The 22830-nt window shown below is 62.3% G+C and carries 21 protein-coding genes; 7 read left to right on the forward strand and 14 right to left on the reverse strand.

Annotated features, from left to right (window positions below; genetic code table 11):
• Positions 1-31 precede the first annotated feature (31 nt).
• The 3 genes from HGHM_RS05800 to HGHM_RS23675 all read left to right on the forward strand — a co-directional run bounded on the left by HGHM_RS05800 (position 32) and on the right by HGHM_RS23675 (position 2365).
• Positions 32-1114, forward strand: coding sequence for an alkene reductase (locus tag HGHM_RS05800; RefSeq protein ID WP_026075732.1), 1083 nt, complete (start codon positions 32-34; stop codon positions 1112-1114).
• A 95-nt stretch (positions 1115-1209) separates the two neighbouring features.
• Complete coding sequence (locus HGHM_RS20805) at positions 1210-1839, forward strand: MBL fold metallo-hydrolase (RefSeq protein WP_019140570.1); 630 nt, start codon at positions 1210-1212, stop codon at positions 1837-1839.
• A gap of 4 nt (positions 1840-1843) precedes the next feature.
• Positions 1844-2365 carry an NAD(P)/FAD-dependent oxidoreductase gene (locus HGHM_RS23675; RefSeq protein ID WP_019140571.1) on the forward strand — a complete coding sequence of 174 codons (522 nt, stop codon included), beginning with the start codon at positions 1844-1846 and terminating at the stop codon, positions 2363-2365.
• A 98-nt stretch (positions 2366-2463) separates the two neighbouring features.
• Here HGHM_RS23675 and HGHM_RS23680 read toward each other — a convergent pair whose 3' ends face one another.
• Positions 2464-2685, reverse strand: a complete 222-nt coding sequence (locus tag HGHM_RS23680; RefSeq protein WP_245549162.1) for a hypothetical protein — start codon at positions 2683-2685, stop codon at positions 2464-2466.
• A 745-nt stretch (positions 2686-3430) separates the two neighbouring features.
• Between HGHM_RS23680 and HGHM_RS05815 the strand changes: the two genes are divergently transcribed.
• Complete coding sequence (locus HGHM_RS05815) at positions 3431-4432, forward strand: SDR family oxidoreductase (protein WP_019140573.1); 1002 nt, start codon at positions 3431-3433, stop codon at positions 4430-4432.
• A 47-nt stretch (positions 4433-4479) separates the two neighbouring features.
• Here HGHM_RS05815 and HGHM_RS05820 read toward each other — a convergent pair whose 3' ends face one another.
• The 4 genes from HGHM_RS05820 to HGHM_RS05835 are packed head-to-tail and all read right to left on the reverse strand — an operon-like array spanning position 4480 to position 8991.
• The gene (locus tag HGHM_RS05820; protein ID WP_019140574.1) at positions 4480-5079 is read right to left on the reverse strand and encodes a nucleotidyltransferase family protein; all 600 of its coding nucleotides are present in this window, start codon (positions 5077-5079) and stop codon (positions 4480-4482) included.
• Positions 5079-7283 (reverse strand): xanthine dehydrogenase family protein molybdopterin-binding subunit, encoded by a 2205-nt coding sequence (locus HGHM_RS05825; RefSeq protein ID WP_019140575.1) that lies wholly within the window; start codon positions 7281-7283, stop codon positions 5079-5081. The genes HGHM_RS05820 and HGHM_RS05825 overlap by 1 nt, the downstream gene beginning before the upstream one ends.
• Positions 7280-8266 (reverse strand): FAD binding domain-containing protein, encoded by a 987-nt coding sequence (locus HGHM_RS05830; RefSeq protein WP_019140576.1) that lies wholly within the window; start codon positions 8264-8266, stop codon positions 7280-7282. Before HGHM_RS05830 ends, HGHM_RS05825 begins: the two co-directional genes overlap by 4 nt.
• Complete coding sequence (locus HGHM_RS05835; RefSeq protein WP_148415400.1) at positions 8263-8991, reverse strand: 2Fe-2S iron-sulfur cluster-binding protein; 729 nt, start codon at positions 8989-8991, stop codon at positions 8263-8265. Before HGHM_RS05835 ends, HGHM_RS05830 begins: the two co-directional genes overlap by 4 nt.
• A 487-nt stretch (positions 8992-9478) precedes the next feature.
• Between HGHM_RS05835 and HGHM_RS20815 the strand changes: the two genes are divergently transcribed.
• On the forward strand, positions 9479-10087 hold the full coding sequence (locus tag HGHM_RS20815; protein ID WP_019140578.1) for a type 1 glutamine amidotransferase domain-containing protein: 609 nt from the start codon (positions 9479-9481) through the stop codon (positions 10085-10087).
• A 108-nt stretch (positions 10088-10195) separates the two neighbouring features.
• Here the strand turns inward: HGHM_RS20815 and HGHM_RS05845 are convergent, their stop codons facing one another.
• From HGHM_RS05845 to HGHM_RS05875, 7 genes are all read right to left on the reverse strand, one after another.
• Positions 10196-10990, reverse strand: coding sequence for a thymidylate synthase (locus tag HGHM_RS05845; RefSeq protein ID WP_019140579.1), 795 nt, complete (start codon positions 10988-10990; stop codon positions 10196-10198).
• Positions 10991-11043: 53 nt separating this feature from the next.
• On the reverse strand, positions 11044-11568 hold the full coding sequence (locus HGHM_RS05850) for a cytochrome b/b6 domain-containing protein (RefSeq protein WP_019140580.1): 525 nt from the start codon (positions 11566-11568) through the stop codon (positions 11044-11046).
• Positions 11569-11598: 30 nt separating this feature from the next.
• A complete protein-coding gene (locus HGHM_RS05855) occupies positions 11599-11865 on the reverse strand; it encodes a PepSY domain-containing protein (protein ID WP_019140581.1) in 267 nt (88 codons plus the stop codon).
• Positions 11866-11972: 107 nt separating this feature from the next.
• Positions 11973-13757 carry an ABC transporter transmembrane domain-containing protein gene (locus tag HGHM_RS05860; protein WP_019140582.1) on the reverse strand — a complete coding sequence of 595 codons (1785 nt, stop codon included), beginning with the start codon at positions 13755-13757 and terminating at the stop codon, positions 11973-11975.
• A 2-nt stretch (positions 13758-13759) separates the two neighbouring features.
• The gene (locus HGHM_RS05865) at positions 13760-14812 is read right to left on the reverse strand and encodes a lipocalin-like domain-containing protein (RefSeq protein WP_034348804.1); all 1053 of its coding nucleotides are present in this window, start codon (positions 14810-14812) and stop codon (positions 13760-13762) included.
• 305 nt (positions 14813-15117) lie between these two features.
• The gene (locus HGHM_RS05870; protein ID WP_019140584.1) at positions 15118-17664 is read right to left on the reverse strand and encodes an FtsX-like permease family protein; all 2547 of its coding nucleotides are present in this window, start codon (positions 17662-17664) and stop codon (positions 15118-15120) included.
• Complete coding sequence (locus HGHM_RS05875) at positions 17661-18317, reverse strand: ABC transporter ATP-binding protein (RefSeq protein ID WP_026075735.1); 657 nt, start codon at positions 18315-18317, stop codon at positions 17661-17663. The genes HGHM_RS05870 and HGHM_RS05875 overlap by 4 nt, the downstream gene beginning before the upstream one ends.
• A gap of 267 nt (positions 18318-18584) precedes the next feature.
• Here HGHM_RS05875 and egtD point away from each other — a divergent pair, with 267 nt between their 5' ends.
• Positions 18585-19538 carry an L-histidine N(alpha)-methyltransferase gene (gene egtD, locus HGHM_RS05880; protein WP_245549246.1) on the forward strand — a complete coding sequence of 318 codons (954 nt, stop codon included), beginning with the start codon at positions 18585-18587 and terminating at the stop codon, positions 19536-19538.
• A 21-nt stretch (positions 19539-19559) separates the two neighbouring features.
• Positions 19560-20804, forward strand: coding sequence for an ergothioneine biosynthesis protein EgtB (gene egtB / locus HGHM_RS05885; RefSeq protein ID WP_019140587.1), 1245 nt, complete (start codon positions 19560-19562; stop codon positions 20802-20804).
• Here egtB and HGHM_RS05890 read toward each other — a convergent pair.
• Complete coding sequence (locus HGHM_RS05890) at positions 20799-21245, reverse strand: GNAT family N-acetyltransferase (RefSeq protein WP_019140588.1); 447 nt, start codon at positions 21243-21245, stop codon at positions 20799-20801. The two genes, egtB and HGHM_RS05890, sit on opposite strands and share 6 nt — an antisense overlap.
• A 136-nt stretch (positions 21246-21381) precedes the next feature.
• Positions 21382-22767: a DEAD/DEAH box helicase gene (locus tag HGHM_RS05895; RefSeq protein ID WP_019140589.1), complete on the reverse strand. Its 1386-nt coding sequence runs from the start codon at positions 22765-22767 to the stop codon at positions 21382-21384.
• Positions 22768-22830: the final 63 nt, after the last annotated feature.

Consider the following 22830-nt stretch of genomic DNA (forward strand, 5'->3'; position numbering starts at 1 on the left):
CTTTTTTACTCAATTATTCATCACTTTCATCATGAACAAATTGTTCGACCCAATCAGTATGGGTTCCTTGTTGCTTCAAAATCGTCTGGTCATGGCACCGATGACGCGCGGACGTGCCCAGTACGATGGTACCCCCGGGGCGTTGGCGGTTGACTATTATGCTCAGCGCGCCAGTGTCGGCCTGATCGTGTCGGAAGGCACGCAACCGTCGGACGAAGGCCAGGGCTACCCCGGAACCCCAGGAATTTATACACCTGCCCACGTCGCCGGCTGGGCCAGGATCGCCGACGCGGTGAAAGCCGGGGGCAGCCATTTCTTCATACAACTCATGCACGCTGGACGCATTGCGCATCCACTGAATACCTTGCATCGTGGTCCGGGCGTAGCTCCTTCAGCGATAGCGCCTGGAACGGCGATCTTCACACCGAATGGCATGCAAGACGTTCCGGTGCCGCGTGTCCTGTCCAGCTCTGAAGTGCGCCAGACCGTAAAGGACTTCCGTTTCGCTGCCCGGCGCGCCGTGGACGCGGGTGCCGCCGGCGTCGAAATCCATGGCGCGTATGGCTTTCTCGTGCAGCAGTTCTTCGCGCCAAGCGCCAACGTACGTACCGATAGGTATGGCGGGTCAGTTGAGAATCGTGCGCGCTTCGCGATTGAAGTCGCCGTTGCCATTGCCGATGAGATCGGCGCGTCCCGAACTGCGATCCGGCTATCGCCCAGCTCCACGATGCTTGGCATCGATGAAGGGCAAGAGGGACCGGACCTGTATCGCTACCTGGTCGGGGAGCTCGACAGGCTGGAACTGGTCTATCTGCACGTCATGCATCCAGGTGACGATGGCCTGATGGCTGACCTGCGTAGATTGTGGCGGGGAACGTTGATCCTGAATCGTCCAGGCAGGCCATTTGCTGAAATCGGTGCGGATGTTTCTTCGCGCCTGGCCGATCTTGAATCGTACGGCCAGGCCATACTTGCGAACCCGGACTTTGTCGCACGATTGAAAGCGAATTCATCCATGAACGAATCGCGTCGCCAATCATTCTTTGGTGGCGACCACCACGGCTATATCGATTATCCGACTCTGCAACAAGACGAATGTCCAACTACCATTTGAACTATATATTGCGCACATAAATCGGAAACCCATACATGCAACAAATCCCCAATCGCATTAAATGAGAGCGAAGACGAACACGCAGAGGTGCAATCATGAAACAGATTTTTCCAGATTTGTGGCAAACGAAAAACGAGCATCCATTTCCGGGGGTACAGTCAAATGCGTACCTGCTCACCAGGGATGGAGGGAATATTTTATTTTACGGTACTGGCGCAAAAGATGAGATTCCTCATATCCAGCAGTTAGGAGGAGTAAGTTGGCATTATTTGAGCCATCGTCATGAGGCTGGACCGTCTTTGGCGACGATTAAGGAAGCTTTTGGGTCCAAGCTTTGTTGTGACAAAGCTGAGCTACAGGCAATCAGTAAATTTTGCCCAGTAGATTTGGTTTTCAATATCGACACTCCTCGATTGGACGGCCTTCAAATTATTCCAACTCCTGGCCATACCAGTGGCAGTACCTGTTTCGTGTATCAATCACCCCATGGGGAAAAATATCTCTTCACCGGCGACACGCTCTATCCCAAGGAGGACTCATGGGGAACGCTGGTATTTCCCTCGGATGGGGGGAGTAAAGCCGCACTGAAGAGCACTTTGGAAATGTTGGGCGAATTGGAGCCAGACGTTGTGATTGCAAGTGCTCATCAGAGCAGTTCGGCTTTTACTCTAATCACTGGAACAGAATGGCGCGCTATAGCTCAACAAGCGGCAGCTAAACTTTAACGTGATGTGCAAGCTAATCAAGCTCGCTTCTGGAAAGATCAGGCAGTTCAGTGAAGATACCGGGCAACCACTGGACTGGGTGCATTCGGGCAGTCTCAAGGTCGCACGCCGTCTACAGGACGCCGAAGTGATCGAGAACGATATTGCACGAGGCCATCAGCTCGGACTCCACGTGCAGCGCATATCGCCGCAAGAGGCGCACCGTTTGAACCCGTTCCTTGAGCCCGAGGGCATAACGGTAGTGATGTGGGTTGGCGATGATATGTATTTTGACCCCGCACAGGTTGCTATCGGTTTCACGCGCGGGGCGGAAGCGCACGGCGCCACGCTGCTGCCTCATACTGCAGTTACACGGGTTCTGATCAACAATGGCCAAGTCAACGGCGTCAATACCGATCGCGGCAGAATTCGGGCGCCGGTCGTCGTCGATGCAGCAGGCGCGTGGACACGGCAAGTCGCCGAGGCGAGCGGGATTCACATTCCACTTGTTCCGACCATGCAGCAATTGTTTGTCACTGAGCACTGAGCACTGAGCACTGAGCCAGTGTCGGGGATGCGTGCCTACTTACCGATGGTGCGCATCATGGATCAGCAGTGCATATGCGCGCTTGCAACGGCGGTTTTTTATGGGGCGTCTATGAAGAACATCCGCGCTTCTTCGACATGGACGCGCTCGGCGCGCAATTCCAGATCAAGGATATGCCACTCGATGCGGGCGTCCTCTGGCGCTATGCCGAAGACGTAAAGCCGCAGTTGCCGATCCTGCTGAAGGCAAATTGTCGGCCCGGTGCCCGCGGTCCACGGGTTCTTCTTCGCGAGCGGCTGCAATGTAGCAGGGCTTTCCATTTCGCCTGCGCTAGGGGAAATGCTCGCTGCGTGGATTGTGGAGGGATCTCCACCGATCGATCTAACCCCGTTGACGCTTGATCGATTCGGTACCAGCCCGTGGTCGGAGGAACAGTTGAGGCAGCAGGCCGCATTGCAATACCGGCATTTCTACGGCGCGGTCTGAGGACGTGGGATGACGTTGATACCAAACTGCCCAGTGCGGCGGATTCACTGCATGCGGAACGTGGATACGCAGAAGCATTGAATGTCCGCTTCCTGGAAAATGCGGCCGGCAAATTTGGGTCGGCTGTCGTCCGTTACCAGAATCGATGAAATGACCGCTCTCAAGCCTGAAGCGGTCCTTGCTCTCTGGTGTACGACGGGCAGCTTCTGACCAAAACCACTCACACGCTTTTACCGGGCAGGAGGCGCTACCGACGGATCGACTCGCAGTTGGCATGCAGTGTTGACAGGAACACCGAAGACCGCAGGAAGCGCGCCAAGAGGTCTTGAAGGGGCGAAAGAGCGTTAGAGTACTAGCGGGGCGAGGCTCGACATCGCTTAGGCAAAACGTTTTAAAGTCTCATTTTTCAACCAATAAAGCAAGCCTCTCCCCGGTGGGAAGCGACGCTAGTGCGTTGATTTTTAAGGCTTTGATCAACAGCTACATAATGCCGGAATTGTCGACCAGGTCCGGCGTCAAGGCTGCTGGTTCCTTGTCTAAGGCATGCGTTCCCCTGTCCTTTTCCCGAGAGGTAATGATATGGATCGAGACAATCCCGACAAGTCCCGGCGCAGGTTGATCGGCGGTATGGCCGGCGGCCTTCTGGCATCCGCCGTCACCCCGGCCTCGGCGCAATCCGGCGCCAACCCGCAGCAGGCCTCGCCGTCGCCCAATCCGGCCAGCGACTATCCGCACCCGCCGTTTCCGCCGCAAAAGCAGCCTTGGCCCGGGCTGGCAAGCCGCATGAGCCCGCGGCCGGACCATGGCGAGACCAGTTACCGGGGATCCGGCAAGCTGCAGGGGCGCAAGGCGCTGATTACCGGGGGAGATTCCGGCATCGGCCGGGCAGCCGCGATCGCCTATGCGCGCGAAGGCGCCGACGTGGCGATCAATTACCTGCCGGCGGAAGAGCAGGATGCGCGCGAGGTGGCGCAGCTCATCCGTGCGGCCGGACGAAAGGCGGTGACGATCCCCGGCGACATCAAGGACGAGGCATTCTGCGGGCAGTTGGTAGAGCGGGCGGCGCGTGAACTGGGCGGGCTGGACATACTGGTCAACAATGCGGCCCGCCAGCTTGCGCAGGACTCGATCCTCGACATTTCGACCGCGCAGTTCGACGAGACCTTCAAGACGAATGTCTATGCGATGTTCTGGATTACGAAGGCGGCCATTCCCCTTCTCAAGTCGGGCTCCGCCATCATCAACACCGCTTCCGTCAACGCCTACGACCCGGGCGAGAACATCATCGATTACGCGGCCACCAAGGGCGCGATCATGATCTTCACCAAGGGCCTGGCGAAACAGCTCGCGAAGAAGGGCATACGCGTCAATGCGGTCGCGCCCGGGCCGTTCTGGACGCCGCTGCAGGTGACCGGCGGACAGGAGCCGGACAAGATTCCCTCCTTCGGCAAGGACACGCCGATGGGGCGCCCCGGCCAGCCGGTGGAGCTGGCCGCAGTGTACGTGCTGCTGGCGTCACCGGAATCGAGTTTTGCAACCGGGCAGGTATATGGTGCCTCGGGAGGGCGCGGAGATCCCTGATGGCGCGCGCTCCGTCCCGGCTGCGGATACATCGGCTCAGGTATCCGTCAGCCGAATCGACGCAAATCCTCGAGGGTGTCGATATCCTGGTGAATGCCGGGATCATTCACCATGACCTCGGAAACCGGGCACTCCCTCAGCAAGGCGCGCGCGCCCTGGTCTTCATTGAGCTGCAGCAGTCGCGGCAGATGGATGGCGCCGAAGGCCACCGGATTGCCGCGGCGGCCTTCGTGCACCGGTACGGCAATGCCGGCCCCATGCGCGACGGTTTCCGCCAGCGCCTCTACCGTATCGGCGCGGACAACCGGCATGTCGCCCAGGGCGATGACCCAGCCGGCCGCATCCCGCGCATGGGACACCGCATACGCAAGTGACACACCCATGCCTGCACCCGCCTGCTCGCATTGCACGACCTTGCATCCGGCTTGCCGAAGTGCGTCGGCCAGGCTGTCTGTCCCGGGGCGCACGACGACCACGACTTCGCGCAGGGTCGACAGCAGTGTCTTGGCTGCCCTGACGGCCACCATGTCGCCGCCGGGCAGTACCTGGGCAAGCTTGTTACTGACGCCGGCCGGGTCGAAGCGGCTGCCCTTGCCGGCCGCAAGCAAGATCCCTGTGATCCCGTCGGAATATCGGATGGCCGGCATTACAACAGCTTGTCCAGGGTAATGGGCAATTCGCGGATGCGTCGCCCCGTGGCGTGGTACACGGCATTGGCGATGGCACCGGCAACCCCGGTCATGCCGACTTCGCCGAGTCCCTTGGCCCCCAGCCCATTGACCTGGGAATCCTGCTCCGGAACGAACAGGATGTCGATGTCGCCGATGTCGGCATTGGTCGGCACGTGGTATTCGGACAGGTTGGCGTTGACAAAGCGCCCGTAGCGCTGATCGAGCACGGATTCCTCCAGCAAGGCTTGGCTGATTCCCCACACGATACCACCCATGAGCTGGCTGTGCGCCGTCTTTTCATTCATCACCTTGCCGACGCCATAGGCCCCGACGGTGCGCGGCACGCGGATGATGCCGAGTTCAGGGTCGATGTGCACTTCCACGAAGACGGCGCCGAAGGAGTGCATGGAATAGCGCTTGGTTTCGTCGCCGGCTTCGCTGTCTCCCTGCATCTCGATCATCCGCTCCGGCGCACGGGCGATGACCGCTGCGACCTGCTCCCGCCGTGTTCCATCGCGATGACGCAGCCATCCATCCTCGACGATTACATCCTCCAGGCTTGCGCCGGAGAGCGGCGACAGCGGGTCATCGCATGCCAGCTGGATGACGCGCCGGCGCGCCTTGTCGCAGGCTGCATGAACCGCCGAGCCTACGCTTTCCACGGTCATGGAACCCGCCGCGATCGGCGCTTCGGGAAACCGCGTATCGCCGAGTTCGAAGCGCACGCGAGAGGGCGCATAGCCCAGCGCATCGGCCGCAATCTGGGTCATTACCGTATAGGTGCCGGTCCCGAGATCCTCGGTGCTGGACTGGACGATGGCCTGCCCATCCGGCATGAGCCGCACGCGAGCCGCTGCGGGGCTGCGCTTGGCGGGGCGCGTCGCCGTTCCCATGCCCATGCCGACCAGCCACCGGCCCTGCTGCATGGAGCGCGGACGTGGATTGCGGCGCGACCATCCGAAGCGTTCGGCCCCGACGCGGTAGCATTCGCGCAAGGCCTTGCTCGAATAGGGCAGGCCGTTCTGCAGATCCTTCTCCGCATAATTGACAAGTCTCATTTGCAGCGGATCGATGCCGGCTTCATAGGAGAGCTCGTCAATTGCCGACTCCAGCGCGAAGCTGCCCGTGGCTTCGCCGGGAGCGCGCTGGAAGGTCGGCGTGCCGACATTGAGCTGGACCAGGCGATGGGTAGTCGTGACATTCGCGCAATCGTAGAGCATGCGCGTCACAACTGCCGAGGACTCGGTCCAGTCCTCGACGGTCGAGGTATTGCTGGTGGCATGGTGTTCGACGGCGAGCAGCTTCCCGCCGCGATCGCACCCGAGTGCGAGCGTCTGCTCGGTTTGCGGCCGCCCGCCCACCGGCCCGAACAGCTGCGGGCGGTCCAGGACCAGTCGCACAGGACGCCCTGTCTGGCGTGAGGCCATGGCGGCAAGCAGCACATGCGACCAGGCGGACCCTTTGCCGCCGAATCCGCCGCCAACGAACTGGTTGATCACGCGCACGTCGTCGGTGGGGATGCCAAAAGTCTTGGCGACGGTCTTCTGCACGCCGGCCACATACTGGGTCGAGTCGTACAAGGTCAGCTTCTTACCATCCCATGCCGCGAGCGTGGCATGCGGCTCCATGGGATTGTGATGCTCCATCGGCGTCGTGTATGTCAGGTTCATGCGGCAAGGCGCATTCGACAAGGCCTTCAGGGAATCGCCGCGGCGCGTGTCGGCCTCGGCATCCACGACTTTTTCCGGCGAATAGGCGCGCGGCTTGGCCTCTTCGAACGACAGCGCAGCCGGCGCCGGATCATAGTCAATGCGCAGCGCCGCGGCGGCGGCCCTGGCCTGCTCCATCGATTCGGCAACGACGACTGCGACCGGCTGGCCGTTGTAATGCACCCGGTCATCCTGCAGCAGCGACAGCACGCGGCCATGTGGCGGCTCCACCGCCGCCTTGCCGCCCTTGGGCAGCTTCATCGCATTCCTGTGGGTCAACACCGCGATAACGCCCGGCATACGTTCCGACTTGTTGGCATCGATCCTCAGGATGCGGCCGCTGGCCACGGTGCTTTGCACCATCAACGCATGCGCCATCTTGGGCAGCGTGAATTCGGCTGTATAGCGGGCCGTCCCGCAGACTTTCTGCGGCCCGTCCACGCGGTCCATGGGCGCTCCGACATGCTTCATGTCACGCCTCCTGCCACGCTGAGCGCGCGCACGATGGAACGCTGCGCGAGCGGAATCTTGAACTGGTTGTACTTGTACGCCTGCGCGCCCTGCAAGACGGCGTCGGCCGCCGCCCGCATGGACTGGTTGTCGAGTGGGCGGCCGACGAGCATGGCTTCTGCCTGGGGAACCCGCCACGGCTTGTGGGCAACGCCTCCCAGCGCGAGGCCGGCGTCTCGCACGATGCCGCCCCGGATATCCAGCGCGGCTGCCACCGACACCAGCGCGAATGCATAACTCGCGCGGTCCCGCACCTTCAGGTAGCAGGCATGCTGCGCGAAGGCGGTGCGGGGCAAGTCGATGGCGGTGATCAGTTCGCCCGGGTTCAGAATGGCGTCGTGCTCCGGCGTGCTGCCAGGCAGGCGATGGAAGTCCTGCATTGCAATGGTCCGCTCGCCGGCCGGTCCCTTCACGCGCACGGTCGCGCGCAAGGCGGCCAGGGCCACGGCCATGTCCGACGGGTGCGTGGCGATGCACGCATTGCTCGCGCCGAGGATCGCATGGATGCGGTTGAACCCGTCCATGGCGGCGCAGCCGGATCCCGGCATCCGCTTGTTGCAGCGGTCGAAGCCGGTATCGTAGAAGTAGTAGCAGCGCGTGCGCTGCAGCAGGTTGCCGCCGGCCGTGGCCTTGTTGCGCAGCTGCGGTGAAGCGCCTGCGAGCAGCGCCTGAGTCAGCAGGGGATAGCGCTGGCGGATCAGGGGATGGTTGGCGGTGTCGGAATTGAGCGCCATGGCGCCGATGCGCACGCCGCCGTCGGGCAGCTCGGTGATGTCGGCAAGCGGCAGGCGGCTGACGTCGATCAGGGTTGCCGGCGTCATGACGCCGCCCTTCATCAGGTCGAGCAGGTTGGTGCCGCCGCCGATGAAGGCGGCATTCGGCTCGCGCGCCATGCCGATGGCTTCGTCGACCGTGCTTGCACGCCGGTAGCGGAATTCATTCATCCTCGCTCTCCCGTGCCATTCTTCGCGACGGATTCGATCGCCTTCACGATGTTCGGATACGCGCCGCAGCGGCAGAGGTTGCCGCTCATGCGCTCGCGGATTTCATCCGCGTTCAGGATGACGCGGGTGCTGCGGACGTCCGGGGTCGCGGCGCTGACGTCGCCGCGCTGCGCTTCCTGCAGCATCGCGATCGCCGAACATACCTGCCCCGGCGTGCAATAACCGCACTGGAAGCCGTCATGCCGGACGAATGCCGCCTGCATCGGGTGCAGGTGTTCCGGCTGGCCGATTCCCTCGATGGTGACGATGTCGTCGCGCTCGTGCATGACGGCGAGCGACAGGCAGGAATTGATGCGCCGGCCATTCACGAGCACCGTGCAGGCGCCGCACTGGCCGCGGTCGCATCCCTTCTTCGTGCCCATCAGGCCGAGATGTTCCCGCAGTGCATCGAGAAGGGTGACGCGCGGCTCGAGCGTCAGCGTGTGCTCCGTGCCATTGATGCGCAGACGCACCGGAACGGCAGCGGCCTCGCTGGTGGGATGCGGTGTAAGGGCACTTGCTGCCTTTGCGCCGGCAGGCGAGCCGGGAAGAAGCGATGCGCCGGCCATGGCCCCGGCCGACTGCAGGAATTTCCTTCTGTTAAGCCGCGGGCCAACTCCGCCGGTATCCGGTCCAGGCACTGCGCGCTCATGGCCTTGTTCCTCACCGGGTTTCTCGGTCGTCATCACAACTCCTTTCGGCATGGTGCGCCGGCGCATCGTATTTCCTTGCATCGCGGCGCATGGGCTGCATTCGATAGCGCCAAGCGAAGCAACGGATATGCCGGGGGCGTCCAGGCTGGAAGCCTTCACCATGACGCCGCATGCCGATGTTGAACGCCTCGCCCGCATATCCTGTCTCTTACGATAATGCCTGGCGCAGGATCTGCTTCGGGATTTCGCTTTCGCGCATCGGCCGGCGATGGAGATGCGGAGCGAAGGGTGCGATGCAGTGCTTGCCTGCAGGAAGAGCTTTATTCGGATGGGAGTAATGTCGTGCGGAGAGGGGATTTGAAAAACCCGCTTTGCCCCGGTCAAAATTACTTCACCAACCCCTCGCGTTCGAAGCCATTCCTGCATGACAAGCCCGTGCCCGGCGCAGTTGCCCGGTACGGGAATACGTAAAGCCAGACAGCCCTTCAATGTTGATTTTCAGGTTTTCAAGGAGTGTGCAATGGATGCAAATCAAAATGATTTGAGCAAGATGCGGGTCGCGATTCTGGTGACGGAGGGTTTCGAGCAGGTGGAACTTACCGGACCAAAGGATGCGCTCGATCAACAAGGCGTCACCACGACAATCATTTCCACGCAGGCGGGCAAGGTCCAGGGATTCAACCATCACGACAAGGCTGACCAGTTCGATGTCGATATGACTTTCGCGCAAGCCAAGCCCGAGGATTTCGATGCCGTCCTGCTGCCGGGCGGAGTGATCAATGGCGACCAGATGCGGATGATTTCCGAAGCGCAGCGCTTCGTGCAGCAGATGGATGAAGCCGGCAAGCCGGTTTTCGTCATCTGCCACGGCGGCTGGGTGCTGGTCTCGGCAGGATTGGTGGATGGCCGGACCATGACCAGCTGGCCGACCTTGCAGGACGACATCCGCAATGCCGGCGGCAACTGGGTGGACAAGGAAGTGGTCGTCGACGGCAACTGGGTCAGCAGCCGCAAGCCCAGCGACATCCCGGCTTTCAACCAGAAGATGATCGACATCCTGCACCAGCAGAGTGCCGGGCAGCTGCAGCCAGGCAGCCGCGATCAGCGAGGGATCGGTTTGCCGGGCTGATTAAAAGCAGTGAAAGGAAGTAGGGTGCGCCGTGCGCACCGAAATTGCATGGCGCGCGCGTCGCACCCTACTTCTTCCGGCAAATGAGATCCGCTCCAGGTGCGGCAGTCAGACTGCCACCGGCGCCTTGATGTGCGGATGCGACTGGTAGCCGGTGATCTCGAAATCCTCGAATTGGTAATCGAAGATCGAATCGGGCTTGCGCTTGATGATTAGTTGCGGCAGGGGATAGGGCGTGCGCGACAACTGTTCCCGCACCTGCTCCATGTGGTTCGAATACAGGTGGCAGTCGCCGCCGGTCCAGATGAATTCGCCTACCTGCAATCCGGTCTGCTGCGCCATCATGTGCGTCAGCAGGGCATAGGACGCGATATTGAAAGGCACACCCAGGAAGATGTCGGCGCTGCGCTGGTAGAGCTGGCAGGACAGCTTGCCGTCGGCGACATAGAACTGGAAGAAGGCGTGGCAGGGCGGCAGCTTCATCTGCGGGATATCGGCCACGTTCCATGCGGAGACGATCAGGCGGCGCGAATCCGGATTGTTTTTGATCTGGTCCATGACCTGCGCGATCTGGTCGATGTGGCGGCCGTCCGGCGCCGGCCAGGAACGCCACTGGTAGCCGTAGATCGGCCCCAGGTTGCCGTCGGCGTCGGCCCACTCGTCCCAGATCGAGACGCCGTTGTCTTTCAGGTATTTGGTATTGGTCGAGCCGGCCAGGAACCAGATCAGTTCATGGATGATCGACTTCAGGTGCAGCTTCTTGGTCGTCACCAGCGGAAAGCCTTCCTGCAGGTCGAAGCGCATCTGGTAGCCGAATACCGAGCGGGTGCCGGTGCCGGTGCGGTCGGTTTTTTCGGTTCCATGTTCATAGACATGGCGCATGAAGTCGAGGTATTGGCGCATAGGTCGTTCTCAATGGGACGCGCTATTTTACCGGGTAATAAGGAGAACGCGCCTTAATCCGCATGCGCCTGTGACGCGCGCTTTTTCCCGGTCAGCATCGCCTTCGGCAGGTTTTCCCGGTGCCGGATGCTCATGGCGACCACTGCCGCGACATGGATGCCGGCGCAACCCAGCACGACATAGGCCAGCGTCTCGTGCAGGTTTTCCAGCCATTCCTCGCCCCAGAAGGGATCGAGTCCCATCATCCAGCCGGTGAGGCCGAGCGCGGCAATCAGCAGCCACAGCAGGACAGCCATTGCCGCACCGGCCGGGTTGATGCCGAGATGGCGCGGCACTTTACCCGTACTCGTCGCACGCAGGTAGGCCAAGATGCCCCTGATCCCGGGCCACCATCTGGAAAAACGGGCATGGCCGGTGGAGAGGAATCCCCAGCACAGGCGCAGCGCCACCAGGGCCACCGCCAGATAGCCGGCGTAGCGGTGCCAGGTCTCGCCCGATTCGTTGAAAAAATTGCCAAGGACCAGCGCGGCCACGCTCCAGTGGACGAAGCGGACGAGCCGGTCCCAGACTTCGATCATGGCACGTGGTCCCCGGATGGTTTTCTGCTGTTACTTCTCGACCTTGGACTTCACGGCATCCAGCGTCTTGGTGTCGAAGTAGATCTCGACCTTCTTGCCTTCCTTGTTGTGGCCGTAGATTTCGTAGCAGTTACCGTCGACCTTGAATTTCCGGATCTTGTAGCCTTCCGCTTCCAGCTTTGCCTTGGCATCGGATTCCTTCATCCATTCTTCCTTCGGATGCTTGGCGCAGTTTGCAGCGGCAAATGCGCTGCCGGAGAACGCGAGCAGGAGGGCGGGAACGACGAGATTGCGCATGGAGTTTTCCTTGTTGAAATGAAACGCGAAGGGTGCCGACCGAAGATATCGTGAGCAGTTTCACAACATCTGCAGCGGATTGTAGCACGCGCAAACGAGAATCATTATCAACTTTGATGGGAAAACTGCAATGCCGCCAGGCTGGCGTAGAGACCGCCCTGGGCACTGAGCGAGGCATGGGTGCCGCTTTCGATGATGCGGCCATGTTCCATCACGATGATGCGGTCGGCATGCTGGACAGTCGCCAGCCTGTGTGCGATCACCAGTGTCGTGCGCCCGGCCATCGCGGCTTCCAGCGCGCCCTGCACCAGCCGTTCGGACTCGGCATCGAGCGCGCTGGTGGCTTCATCGAGCAGGAGCAGCGGAGGATTTTTGAGCAGGGCGCGGGCAATTGCGATGCGCTGCCTTTGCCCGCCCGACAGGCGCACGCCGCGCTCGCCGAGGAAGGATTGGTAGCCCTGCGGCAGGCGCTCGATGAATTCATGCGCCGCCGCCATTTTTGCCGCGGCGACCACTTCCTCGTCGCTCGCGTCGAGCCGCCCGTAGCGGATGTTGTCCATCGCGTTCGCGGAAAAGATCACGGTGTCCTGCGGCACGATGCCGATGGCGCCGCGCAGCGCATGCAGATCCAGTTCGCGGATGTCGATGCCGTCGAGCCGGATGCTTCCCTGCTGCGGGTCGTAGAAACGCAGCAGCAGCTGGAACAGGGTGGTCTTGCCGGCGCCGGACGGGCCGACCACCGCCACCGTTTCGCCCGGCGCAATATTTAGCGACAGGTCGGCGAGCGACGGCGCCTGCGGGCGGGACGGGTAGTGGAAGGTGACATGTTCAAGCCTCAATGCCGCACCGTTCGCGGTCCGTGGCGGCAGGGGACGTACTTGGGCGGGAGGCTGGATAGGCGAGCGCAGCGCCAGCAGGTCCAGCAGACGTTCGGCTGCGCCGGCGGCGCGTTGCGCTTCGCCCAGCACTTCCGACAGCGCACCGATGGCGCCGGCCACGACAGCCGCGTAGAGAACGAACTGGCCCAGGTCACCCGCGCTCATGTCGCCGCGCACCACCGCATGTGCGCCGAGCCAGAGCACGAAGACGATGGCGCCGAACACCAGCAGGATGGCGATCACCGTCAGCAGCGAGCGGGCGCGGATGCGTGCCAGCGCGGTGCGGAAGGCCTGCTCGACCGCGGAACGAAAGCGGCCGGCCTCCTGCTGCTCCCGGGTATAGGCCTGGACGATGGGCATGGCATTCAGGATTTCCCCGGCCAGGGCGGAGGCATCGGCGACCCGGTCCTGCGACTCGCGCGACAGCTTGCGCACGCGCCGCCCGAAGATCACGATGGGCAGGACGACAGCAGCCAGCAGCACCAGGATGATCGAGGACAGCTTTGCGCTGGTCACGAACAGCATCGCCAGTCCGCCGACGAACAGCAGCGCATTACGCAGCGCCATCGAAATGCTGGTGCCGACCAGGGACTGGATCAGGGTGGTATCGGTGGTCAGGCGCGACAGTACTTCGCCGGTCTGGGTGGTCTCGAAGAACTGCGGGCTCTGCATCACGACATGCTGGTACACGGCACTGCGCAGATCGGCAGTCACCCGCTCGCCCAGCCAGGACACCATGTAAAAGCGCGCCGCGGTCGCCAGCGCCAGCACGCAGGCGACGGCGAACAGGGCGAGGAAATACAGGTCGATGTGGCTTGTATCCCCGGCACGCACCGCGCCGAATCCGGCATCGATCATCTGCTTGAAGGCATAGGGAATGGCGAGCGTGGCGCCGGCGGCTACCACCAGGGCTATGCCGGCAAGGATGAATTGCTTCCTGTAAGGCACGAGAAAGGGACGCAAGCCGCGCAGCATGGCAAGCCTGCCCTTGGTCGGTTCGAGGGATTTGTTCATTGTTATAGCTTCAGGGGTTTCACGTAGCCGGTCATCTCGAGGTAGCCGCGCCCGGCCGGTTGGCCGTCACCCTCGACCGTCACCGCGCCCTCCCAGTACACCGCGCCGGTGGACTGGCGCGAGTCGAGTTCCTGGTCGTCCTGCAAGGGCGTCAGTTTCCATGTCGTGCCGCCGGTTTCGATCACGGTCTCGACCGGGTAGGTCGCATTGGTGCGCGGCGAGTGCCAGTTGCGCTGCGGCCGGAAATTCACCTGTTCCGGCGCGAAGCTGGTGACGCGGCCAGATGCATCGCGCACCGCCGCATGCGCCCATAGCTTGCCGCCATCCTTGCCGCGTATCCGGAATGCCATCAGCGCCGACCCGTCATCGAGGTTGATGCCGACCCAGTCCCAGCCGGCGGCATTTGCATCGAGCACGCTGGTCGACCATTCATGGTCCAGCCAGGCAGTTCCAGTGACCGCAATCGGCTTGCCTTCGCGGGTGACGGTGCCCGCCACTTTCAGCTGCGGCTCGCTGTAGTAATAGCTGGCCTGTTCCGGCTTCGTGCCCTTGCGGGAAAAGCCATTCTCGCCCTGCAGCATGGTCGGCTGCGTCGGCGAGAGCGACAGCTCGAAACTGAAGTCACGCGCCGCGATGCGTGCACGGTAACGGCCATCCGCGCCGCGCACGAACTGCCAGTCCTGCAGCTTCACATCGGTATCGCCTTCCTTCGCATAAGCCAACCCGAAACCTTCGCGCGCCGCCCTCTGGTCATGCAGGAGCTTCCCCGCGGCAGGATCGGACAAGGCCGCGTGCGCAATGATCAACTGCTTCGGCGCAAAACGGCTTGGATTGGCTACATCATGCTCGGTCGCGGAGCGAAAGAACGTCACCTGAAACCCGAGCGGCTTTCCCTCCGGCGTATTCAGCCAGCCGGTCGCATACCACCACTCGGTGCGAAAGTCCGGGTGTGCGCCGAAGTCGCGGGGGAAGGCAAGTGCTTTGCCGGGAGTGACAGGGGAGAACTGCGGGGGAGCGGCCAATGAAGGTGACAACAAACAGGACAACAGCAGCATAAAGAGCAGGCTTGTTTTTGACTTTTCCCCGCTTCTGACGCTGCCGAAAATGCAGGCGGCAAATCGGATAAAGAAGCGAACGTTGTCTGAGCGAAGCGAGTTTCGTTCGCTTCCCGATTTGTTGCCTGCATTTTCGGGCACCCCGAAGGGGCAGCGGCTGCGCGGTCGCCTTTCTTTGCTTACTTTCTTTGGCGAAGCAAAGAAAGTGAGTGGCCGCCGGGCCATACCCGGCAGGCTTCCACGAACAGCCTGAAATAGATACAGGCGAAGGCATTCCAGCAAAAGCAACAAACGACCGAACCCCATCACCAATCCTCCCTAACCGCTCTCACCGCCTCCCCCGACACCGCAACTCTCCCCGCCCCCAGCGCCGTCACCACCGCCGACACGAGCAGAACGCCTCCAACCGCAAACAGCAAAGCCCAAGGCACATGCAGCTGCATGGTCCAGTGGAACGACTGCGGATTCACGATGAATACCAGGATCAGGCTGATTGCCGCGCCCAGAGCGAAGCCGATCACAATGCCGAGCAGGGTCAGCAAGCCGCCTTCCAGGCCCAGCATCGCCAGGATCTGGCGCCGGGTCACGCCGATATGCCGCAGCATGCCGAACTCCCGCACACGCGCAAGGGTCTGGGCTGAGAAAGTGGCTGCCACGCCGAACAGGCCGATCAGGATGGCGACGCCTTCCAGCAGATAGGTCACGGCGAAGCTGCGATCGAAAATCCGCAGGCTGGCCGCGCGTATCTGTCCCGGTTCCTCGAATTGAAGCGTCGCGCCGAAGGGCAGGCGGCGCAGCGCTGCAATGACCTGATCGGCCGTGCTGCCCGGTTCAAGCCACAGGCCGACATCGTTGGCTGCCATGTCGCCGCTCAGGGCCCGGTAATCTGCCAGCCGCATCTGGATGGCGCCGGACTGCCGCGCATAATCGCGCCAGATGCCGGCGACGATGCAGCGGCGCGCCGCGCCGCCGACCGGCAATTCGATTTCCTGGCCGAGCCGGTATCCATACAAATCGACCATCGCTTCCGATACCCAGACCGGCAGCACGCCCTCGGGAATCCGGTCCGGCCTGAGTGTGGGCCCGGCGATTGGCACTCTCTTGCCCGGATCGGCTGCATCGATCGGACGCGCGATCAGGGCGACTGCAGGACGCGTCGGATCGAGCGCCAGGGGGATGAAGCGCAGGAATTCCGCGCGGGCGATGCCGGGCGCGGCGGCAATCGCCTGCTGTTCTTGCGGACCGAGGCTACCGGTATCGCCACTCCGCGCGGAGCGCACGTAGAGGTCGGCCGCCAGCACCTGCGACAGCCAGTCGTCGACCGAGACCCGGAAGCTCGCGACCATGATTGCCATCGCCACCATCAGGCTGAAGCTGGACAGCACGCCGCCCAGCGCGATCGACGCCTGGTTGGGCGCATTCGTCAGCCGCGCCAGCGCAACGGTCGTGATCGCATTCGACTCGCGCTTGCCGGTCGCTCCGTACAAGGCGGAAAACACCAGCGCCGCAACCCGCGGCATCAGGGCGATGCCGCCGACCAGCAGCAGGGCGACTGCGATATAGCCGAACAGGGGCAGGCCGGAAACCGGCGGCAGCCGGGTGAAGAGGATGCCGAGGCCGAGGCAGGCCAGCGCCGGCCAGGGAGAGGACAGGCGCGCCAGCGCCACGTCTTCGCTGCCAGCCTTGAGCGCCTGCGCCGGTTTCGAGCGCGCCGCCTCCCAGGCCGGCGCGGCGCAACCCAGCAGGGCAACACCGGTGCCGGTGAGGAAGAAAACAATTGCTGCGAGCGGCGCAAATTGCACGCTGGGCTTCACGCCGGGAAAGTAACCGCCGCCGAGATCGCCACCGAAAAAATGCAGGGCAGCGGCGGCCATCGCATAACCAAGCGCCAATCCCGCAAGCGAACCGAGAATGCCGAGAACTGCGCCTTCGAGCAGGATGTGCATGAGCAGCTGGCGCCGGGTGATGCCGACCACGCGCAGCAGCGCAAGCTGGCTGCGGCGGCGGATCACCGACAGCGCCTGTGTCGAGAACACCAGGAATGCGCCGGTGAACAGCGCCACCAGCGCCAGCACGTTCAGGTTGACGCGGTAGGCGCGCGACATGTTGGCGGTGCGCGCTTCCTGGTCGCCGGTTTCGGTGACGAGGTACTGCCCGCCGAGTTCCTTGCCCAGCGCCGCCTTGAACGCTTCGCGGTTCACCCCTTGCGTCAGCTTCAGTTCGATGCGCGACAACTGCCCGAGGTGATGAAAGCGCCATTGCGCCGCACCCAGGTCCATTACTGCGATGCGCTGTCCCGCCCGCGCACGCGTCAATCCTCCCGCCACCCGCAGGCTGATGGTCTGCATGCCGGCGCGCAATCGCAGCAGATCGCCTTGCTGCACCTTCAGCCATTCCCTCGCCGCCGGCGAGAGAAAGATGGCATCGTCGGCCAGCATGTCGAAGGGCTTGTCCTCAGCCGGTGTGCCGATCAGGTCGGGTGCGATCGCGGCTGCGCGGAACACATCGATGCCGAGGATTTTCAGTGAGCTGTCCTGGCCGGACACGACAGCGTCGACTTCGAGGACCGGGCTGGCAAGCGCCACGCCGGCATGCTGGGACAGTCGGGGATAAAGGCTTTCATCGAAAAACGGTTGCGCCGCGCGCACCTGCAGGTCGGACTGGCCGGAGAGGCTCTTGATCGCCGCGGAGAATTCATTGAAGGCGGCGGCGTTGATCAGGTGGATTGCAAAGCCGAGTGCCACGCCCAGTGCGATTGCCGCGACCGCGACCAGGGCGCGCAGCGGATGGGCCCGCCATTCGCCGCCCATCAGCCAGCGGCTGGCCTGCCAGCGCGGAAGGGCGGATGTCATTGTGCTGCGGCCGGCTGCAGGCCTTGCTTGGTCAATACCAGCACCCGGTCGGCAGTGGCAGCGGCGGCATGCGAATGGGTAACGATCAGGGCTGTCGCGTGATTGGCCTTGATCTCATTGCGCAACAGCATCAGTACTTCATGCGCCGTATCGGGATCGAGGTTGCCGGTCGGCTCATCCGCGAGGATCAGGGCAGGACGATGCACCAGCGCGCGCGCAATCGCCACCCGCTGCAGTTCGCCGCCCGAGAGCTGGCGCGGGAAATCGTCGCCGCGGCCCCGCAGGCCGACAGCGTTCAGCATTTGTTCCGCTCTCTGCGGAGCTTCGCCGTTCAGGATCAGGGGCAGCGCCACATTCTGTCTCAAGGTGAGGTGCGGCAGCACATGGAAGGCCTGGAAGATGAAGCCGAATCGCTTGCGTCGCAGCAGCGTCGCTTCCTCATCGCTCAGCACGGAAACCGGCTTGCCGTCGATGACGATCTCGCCGCTGTCCGGCGTGTCGAGGCCGGCGATCAGGTTCAGCAGCGTGGACTTGCCGACGCCGGATTCACCCATGATGGCCACGTACTCGCCCGGCTGCAGGGAATAGGACAGTTCGTCGAACACCTTTCGGCCATTGGCATAGGACTTGCTGACGTGGCGCAATTCCAGCATGGCTACAGCGGGAACCAGATGTTGCTCACGGTTTGGGGAAGTGGCGACAGACAGGGGAGCGGATGGCATCGGTGAAAAAAATTTGCTCTCGGGAATGTGCTGCATGAGCGCTTCTGCAGGCTTTGATGCAGCCATGCTTGTGTCGGCTCAAGGAGGCGGAAAATTGTTTGCCTATGATAGCCAAAAAACTGCGCATCATAGGGCGGCGCCGTTTTTGACCGAGGGCAATCTCCCTTGCACCTGCCGTCCCAGACCACCTTGGATACTTTGCACAACGGATTCATCCAGCTCCATCGGCCAGACGCCGACGCCATCCGTGCCGAGCTAAGCGCAGGCCTGCTGTCGCCGCAAGCCTGTACCTCTCCGAAGTTCCTGTATGACGCGCTCGGCTCGAAGCTGTTTGAAGCCATCTGCGAATTGCCGGAGTACTATCCGACACGCACCGAGGCGGCGATCATCGAAGAATACTTGCCGGCCATCGGCCGTTCCGTGGGGCGCGGCTGCACTTTGATCGATCTTGGGGCAGGAAACTGCGCCAAGGCGGCGCGCCTGTTTTCCACCTTGCAGCCGGTGCAATATGTCCCCGTCGATATCTCGGTCGACTTCCTGCGTGATGCCGTCGGCTGCCTGCAGCAGCGTTTTCCGCATGTAAAGATGACTGGCATCGGCATGGACTTTTCCGGCTCGCTGGAACTTCCGGCGGCAGTGCGGCGGGAAAAGCGCCTGTTCTTCTATCCCGGTTCCTCCATCGGCAACTTCATGCCACAGCAGGCGATTGAATTCCTGGCGAGCATGCGCGATGCCTGCGGAACGGATGGCGGCCTCCTGATCGGGATCGACCTGATCAAGGACAAGGCGATCCTCGATGCCGCCTATGACGATGCGCTCGGCGTGACGGCGTCCTTCAATCTGAACCTTCTGCAGCACCTGAACCGTCTGATCGGCACCGACTTCAACCTGCGTGACTGGCGTCACCGCGGGCATTTCAATCCGGACCTCGGGCGCGTGGAAATGCATCTCGAAGCACGGCGCGACCTGACAGTGCGCTGGGACGATGTCGAGCGCCGCTTCAGCGAAGGCGAACGCATTCATACCGAAAGCAGCTACAAGTACACCCGCGAAGCGTTCCTGAGCATGCTGGAGCGCGCCGGTTTCATGCCGGCCGGCACATGGACCGATCCGCACTCCTGGTTCATGGTGTGCCATGCGCGAGCCGCATGAGGCCGGGCGAAAGGGAGTGTCATGATGAGTGAAGCGCTTGTCGAGCATTACAGGTCGGTGCGCAGGCACACGCTGGCCCTGGCCGAGCCGTTGTCCGACGAGGATTGCTGCGCGCAGTCCATGCCGGATGCCAGCCCGGTCAAATGGCATATGGCGCATACCACCTGGTTTTTCGAGACCTTCCTCCTCGAACGCTACGAGCCGGCATTCCAGCCCTTCGATGCCGCATTCCGGGTGCTGTTTAATTCCTACTACAACGGCGTGGGCGACAAATATCCGCGGCCCTGGCGCGGCCTGCTGACGCGGCCATCGCTGGGCGACGTGCGCGCCTACCGGCGCAATGTGGATGAGCGTCTCGTGCAGCTGATGGCACGACACGATGTTCCTGCAGAACTCACCGGCCTGGTCGAACTCGGCTTGCAGCATGAACAGCAGCATCAGGAATTGATGCTCACCGACGTCAAGCATTTGCTGTCGATGAATCCGACTCATCCCGCTTATTCGCAGGCGCCGCTTGCGCCAGCGTCATGGCTGGCGCCGGCGACATGGCATGCGTTCGAGGCTGGCATCGTCAGAGTCGGCCATGAAGGCGACGGCTTCTGCTTTGACAATGAAACGCCGCGCCACCGGCAGTTCGTCGAAGCCTTTGAGCTCGCCTCGCGGCTGGTGAGCAATGGCGAATATCTTGCCTTCATCGAGGCGGGCGGCTATCGCGATCCGGCGCTGTGGCTGTCGGAAGGCTGGGACTGGATCAATGCGAACCGGATTTCGCACCCGCTGTACTGGCGGCAGATGCAGGATGGCTGGCGCGAGTTCACGCTGCATGGTCTGCAGACGCTCGACCTGCACCGGCCCGTGACGCATGTCTCGTATTTCGAAGCCGATGCCTATGCCCGCTGGGCCGGTGCCCGCCTGCCCAGCGAAGCCGAGTGGGAAAGAGCAGCGAGGGATGCGAAGGACTTCGGCCATGCAAGCCTGCATCCGCCGGCAGCCAGCGGCGGCGCGCGGCCGGATGGATTGATGCAGCTGTTCGGCGCCTGCTGGCAGTGGACGTCGAGCAGCTACGCACCGTACCCCGGCTACCGGGCAGCGGAAGGCGCGATCGGCGAATACAACGGGAAATTCATGGTCAACCAGTATGTGCTGCGCGGGTCGTCCTGCGCGACGCCGCCCGGCCATGCGCGCATCAGCTATCGCAACTTCTTTCCTGCCGGCACATGCTGGCAGTTCAGCGGAATACGCCTCGCGAGATCAAGCCTGTCATAACGCCAGGCTGTAGTGGCAGAAGGCGGTGTCCCGTTCATACCCGAGCGATTCGTAGAGCGACCGCGCCGGATTGTCATGCGCGGTGGACAATTCTAGTCTTATCGCTCCCGTGGCAATTGCATGCCTCCGTGCCGCTTCCAGCAAGGCGCGGCCCACGCCCTTGGCGCGTGCATGCGGTGCCACGAACAAGTCGTTCAGGATCCAGATGCATCGCGCTCTGACCGAAGAGAATGAAGGATAGAGCTGGGTGAACCCGAGCGCATTGTGCCTGTCGTCTTCGGCGAGCAGGATCACCGATTCCATCAATGCCAGGCGCTCGTGGAGGAAGGCGCGTGCCAGTTCCAGATCCGGCGCCTGTCCGTAGAACTGGCGATAGCCGTCGAACAGCGGCGCGAGTGCATCGAGGTCGTTCAGAACTGCCTGGCGGGTGTGGATGGTCATGGATATCTCTTGATGAATGTGCGCGATATGTTTCTTCCCCTTTGCAAGGGCGAGAGGACTTTTATATCCCCCCAAAAAAAACGGCCGCCCGGATTTTACCGGACGGCCGTTTCAGGGGTGATGCAGCTACTGTCGATCAGCGATCGCCATAGGAACGACGTGCACCGTCGCCCTGGCGTGCGCCCTTGCCGAAGCCGCCTTCCTTGCGGGGCGCGCCTGGCTTGCTGAAGCTGCGCTGGCCGGGCTTGCCGCCACGGTTGTCGCCCGGCTTCCAGCCACCTGGCTTGCGGTTCGAGCGTGGTGCTGCTGCGGTTTTCTTCGGCTCGAAACCTTCGATCACGTCAATCGGAATCATTTGCTTGGTGAAGCGCTCAATCCGCTTGATGTTCATGTTTTCCGCATGATTGACCAGCGAAATCGCCTGACCATTGCGACCGGCACGGCCGGTGCGGCCAATGCGGTGCACGTAATCTTCCGGAAATTTCGGCAAGTCGTAGTTGACCACGTGGGTGATGCCCGGCACGTCGATGCCACGGGCAGCGACGTCGGTTGCCACCAGCACGCGTACCTGGCCGTTGCGCAATGCATTGAGCGTGCGGTTGCGCGCGCCCTGGTGCATGTCGCCATGCAGGGCAGCAGCGGCGAAGCCGGCAATGTTCAGGCGATCCGCGATGGTGTCGGCATCACGCTTGGTCGCGGTAAATACCACGGCCTGGTCCATCGATGCATCACGCAGCAGGTGATCGAGCAGACGGTTCTTGTGCGACAGGTCATCGACGAAATGCACGCGCTGCTGGATGTTTTCATGCTTGGTGGCCGATCCGGCAATCTGGATCACCATAGGATCCCTGGTGATCTTGCGTGCCATGTTGCCGACCACGCCATCGAGGGTTGCCGAGAACAACATCGTCTGGCGCGTATCCGGCGTCGCTGCCACGATCTTTTCGATGTCATCGATGAAACCCATGTCGAGCATGCGGTCGGCTTCATCCAGCACCAGCACCTGCAATTGCGAGAAGTTGATCTTGCCCGACTCCATATGATCGATCAGGCGTCCCGGTGTCGCGACCAGGATCTCGGGATTGCGCGACAGGAGTTGCATCTGCTTCGGATACGGCATGCCGCCGAGGATGGACACGGCTTTCACTCGGCGCATGTACATGCCGTACTTGTCGGTGGCGGTCGTGACCTGCAAGGCGAGTTCGCGGGTCGGGGTCAGCACCAGCATCTTCGGTTGCGCCGGCTGGAAGCGCGGACGTTCGCCGCGCGAGCGCGCAGCCTGACGTTCCTGGTTCGGGGTTTTGCCGGCAACAGCTTGTTGCGGGGCGCTTGCAAACTTGTGCAGTGCGGGCAGCATGAACGCTGCAGTCTTGCCGGAGCCGGTCTGTGAAGACACCAGCAGGTCGCGGCCAGCGATGGCAGCGGGGATGGCCTGTTCCTGCACCGGCGTCGGCTTGGCATAGCCGGCATCGGTCAGGGCCTTGAGGATGGACGCGTGAAGACCTAATACTTCAAATGACATTGTTTTCTTTCGTAAAAGCGGCGCCACGCCAGGCCCAGGAGAAGGGCAGGCGAAAACGCGGAA

The organism is Noviherbaspirillum massiliense JC206, from assembly GCF_000312045.1.
Classification (GTDB): Bacteria; Pseudomonadota; Gammaproteobacteria; order Burkholderiales; family Burkholderiaceae_D; genus Noviherbaspirillum; species Noviherbaspirillum massiliense.

Bases quoted from the DNA above. Each gene is read 5' to 3' on its own strand.
- HGHM_RS05800 (WP_026075732.1), top strand. From the start codon at position 32: ATGAACAAATTGTTCGACCCAATCAGTATGGGTTCCTTGTTGCTTCAA.
- HGHM_RS20805 (WP_019140570.1), top strand. From the start codon at position 1,210: ATGAAACAGATTTTTCCAGATTTGTGGCAAACGAAAAACGAGCATCCA.
- HGHM_RS23675 (WP_019140571.1), top strand. From the start codon at position 1,844: ATGTGCAAGCTAATCAAGCTCGCTTCTGGAAAGATCAGGCAGTTCAGT.
- HGHM_RS23680 (WP_245549162.1), bottom strand. From the start codon at position 2,685: ATGGAAAGCCCTGCTACATTGCAGCCGCTCGCGAAGAAGAACCCGTGG.
- HGHM_RS05815 (WP_019140573.1), top strand. From the start codon at position 3,431: ATGGATCGAGACAATCCCGACAAGTCCCGGCGCAGGTTGATCGGCGGT.
- HGHM_RS05820 (WP_019140574.1), bottom strand. From the start codon at position 5,079: ATGCCGGCCATCCGATATTCCGACGGGATCACAGGGATCTTGCTTGCG.
- HGHM_RS05825 (WP_019140575.1), bottom strand. From the start codon at position 7,283: ATGAAGCATGTCGGAGCGCCCATGGACCGCGTGGACGGGCCGCAGAAA.
- HGHM_RS05830 (WP_019140576.1), bottom strand. From the start codon at position 8,266: ATGAATGAATTCCGCTACCGGCGTGCAAGCACGGTCGACGAAGCCATC.
- HGHM_RS05835 (WP_148415400.1), bottom strand. From the start codon at position 8,991: ATGACGACCGAGAAACCCGGTGAGGAACAAGGCCATGAGCGCGCAGTG.
- HGHM_RS20815 (WP_019140578.1), top strand. From the start codon at position 9,479: ATGGATGCAAATCAAAATGATTTGAGCAAGATGCGGGTCGCGATTCTG.
- HGHM_RS05845 (WP_019140579.1), bottom strand. From the start codon at position 10,990: ATGCGCCAATACCTCGACTTCATGCGCCATGTCTATGAACATGGAACC.
- HGHM_RS05850 (WP_019140580.1), bottom strand. From the start codon at position 11,568: ATGATCGAAGTCTGGGACCGGCTCGTCCGCTTCGTCCACTGGAGCGTG.
- HGHM_RS05855 (WP_019140581.1), bottom strand. From the start codon at position 11,865: ATGCGCAATCTCGTCGTTCCCGCCCTCCTGCTCGCGTTCTCCGGCAGC.
- HGHM_RS05860 (WP_019140582.1), bottom strand. From the start codon at position 13,757: ATGAACAAATCCCTCGAACCGACCAAGGGCAGGCTTGCCATGCTGCGC.
- HGHM_RS05865 (WP_034348804.1), bottom strand. From the start codon at position 14,812: ATGCTGCTGTTGTCCTGTTTGTTGTCACCTTCATTGGCCGCTCCCCCG.
- HGHM_RS05870 (WP_019140584.1), bottom strand. From the start codon at position 17,664: ATGACATCCGCCCTTCCGCGCTGGCAGGCCAGCCGCTGGCTGATGGGC.
- HGHM_RS05875 (WP_026075735.1), bottom strand. From the start codon at position 18,317: ATGCTGGAATTGCGCCACGTCAGCAAGTCCTATGCCAATGGCCGAAAG.
- egtB (WP_019140587.1), top strand. From the start codon at position 19,560: ATGATGAGTGAAGCGCTTGTCGAGCATTACAGGTCGGTGCGCAGGCAC.
- HGHM_RS05890 (WP_019140588.1), bottom strand. From the start codon at position 21,245: ATGACCATCCACACCCGCCAGGCAGTTCTGAACGACCTCGATGCACTC.
- HGHM_RS05895 (WP_019140589.1), bottom strand. From the start codon at position 22,767: ATGTCATTTGAAGTATTAGGTCTTCACGCGTCCATCCTCAAGGCCCTG.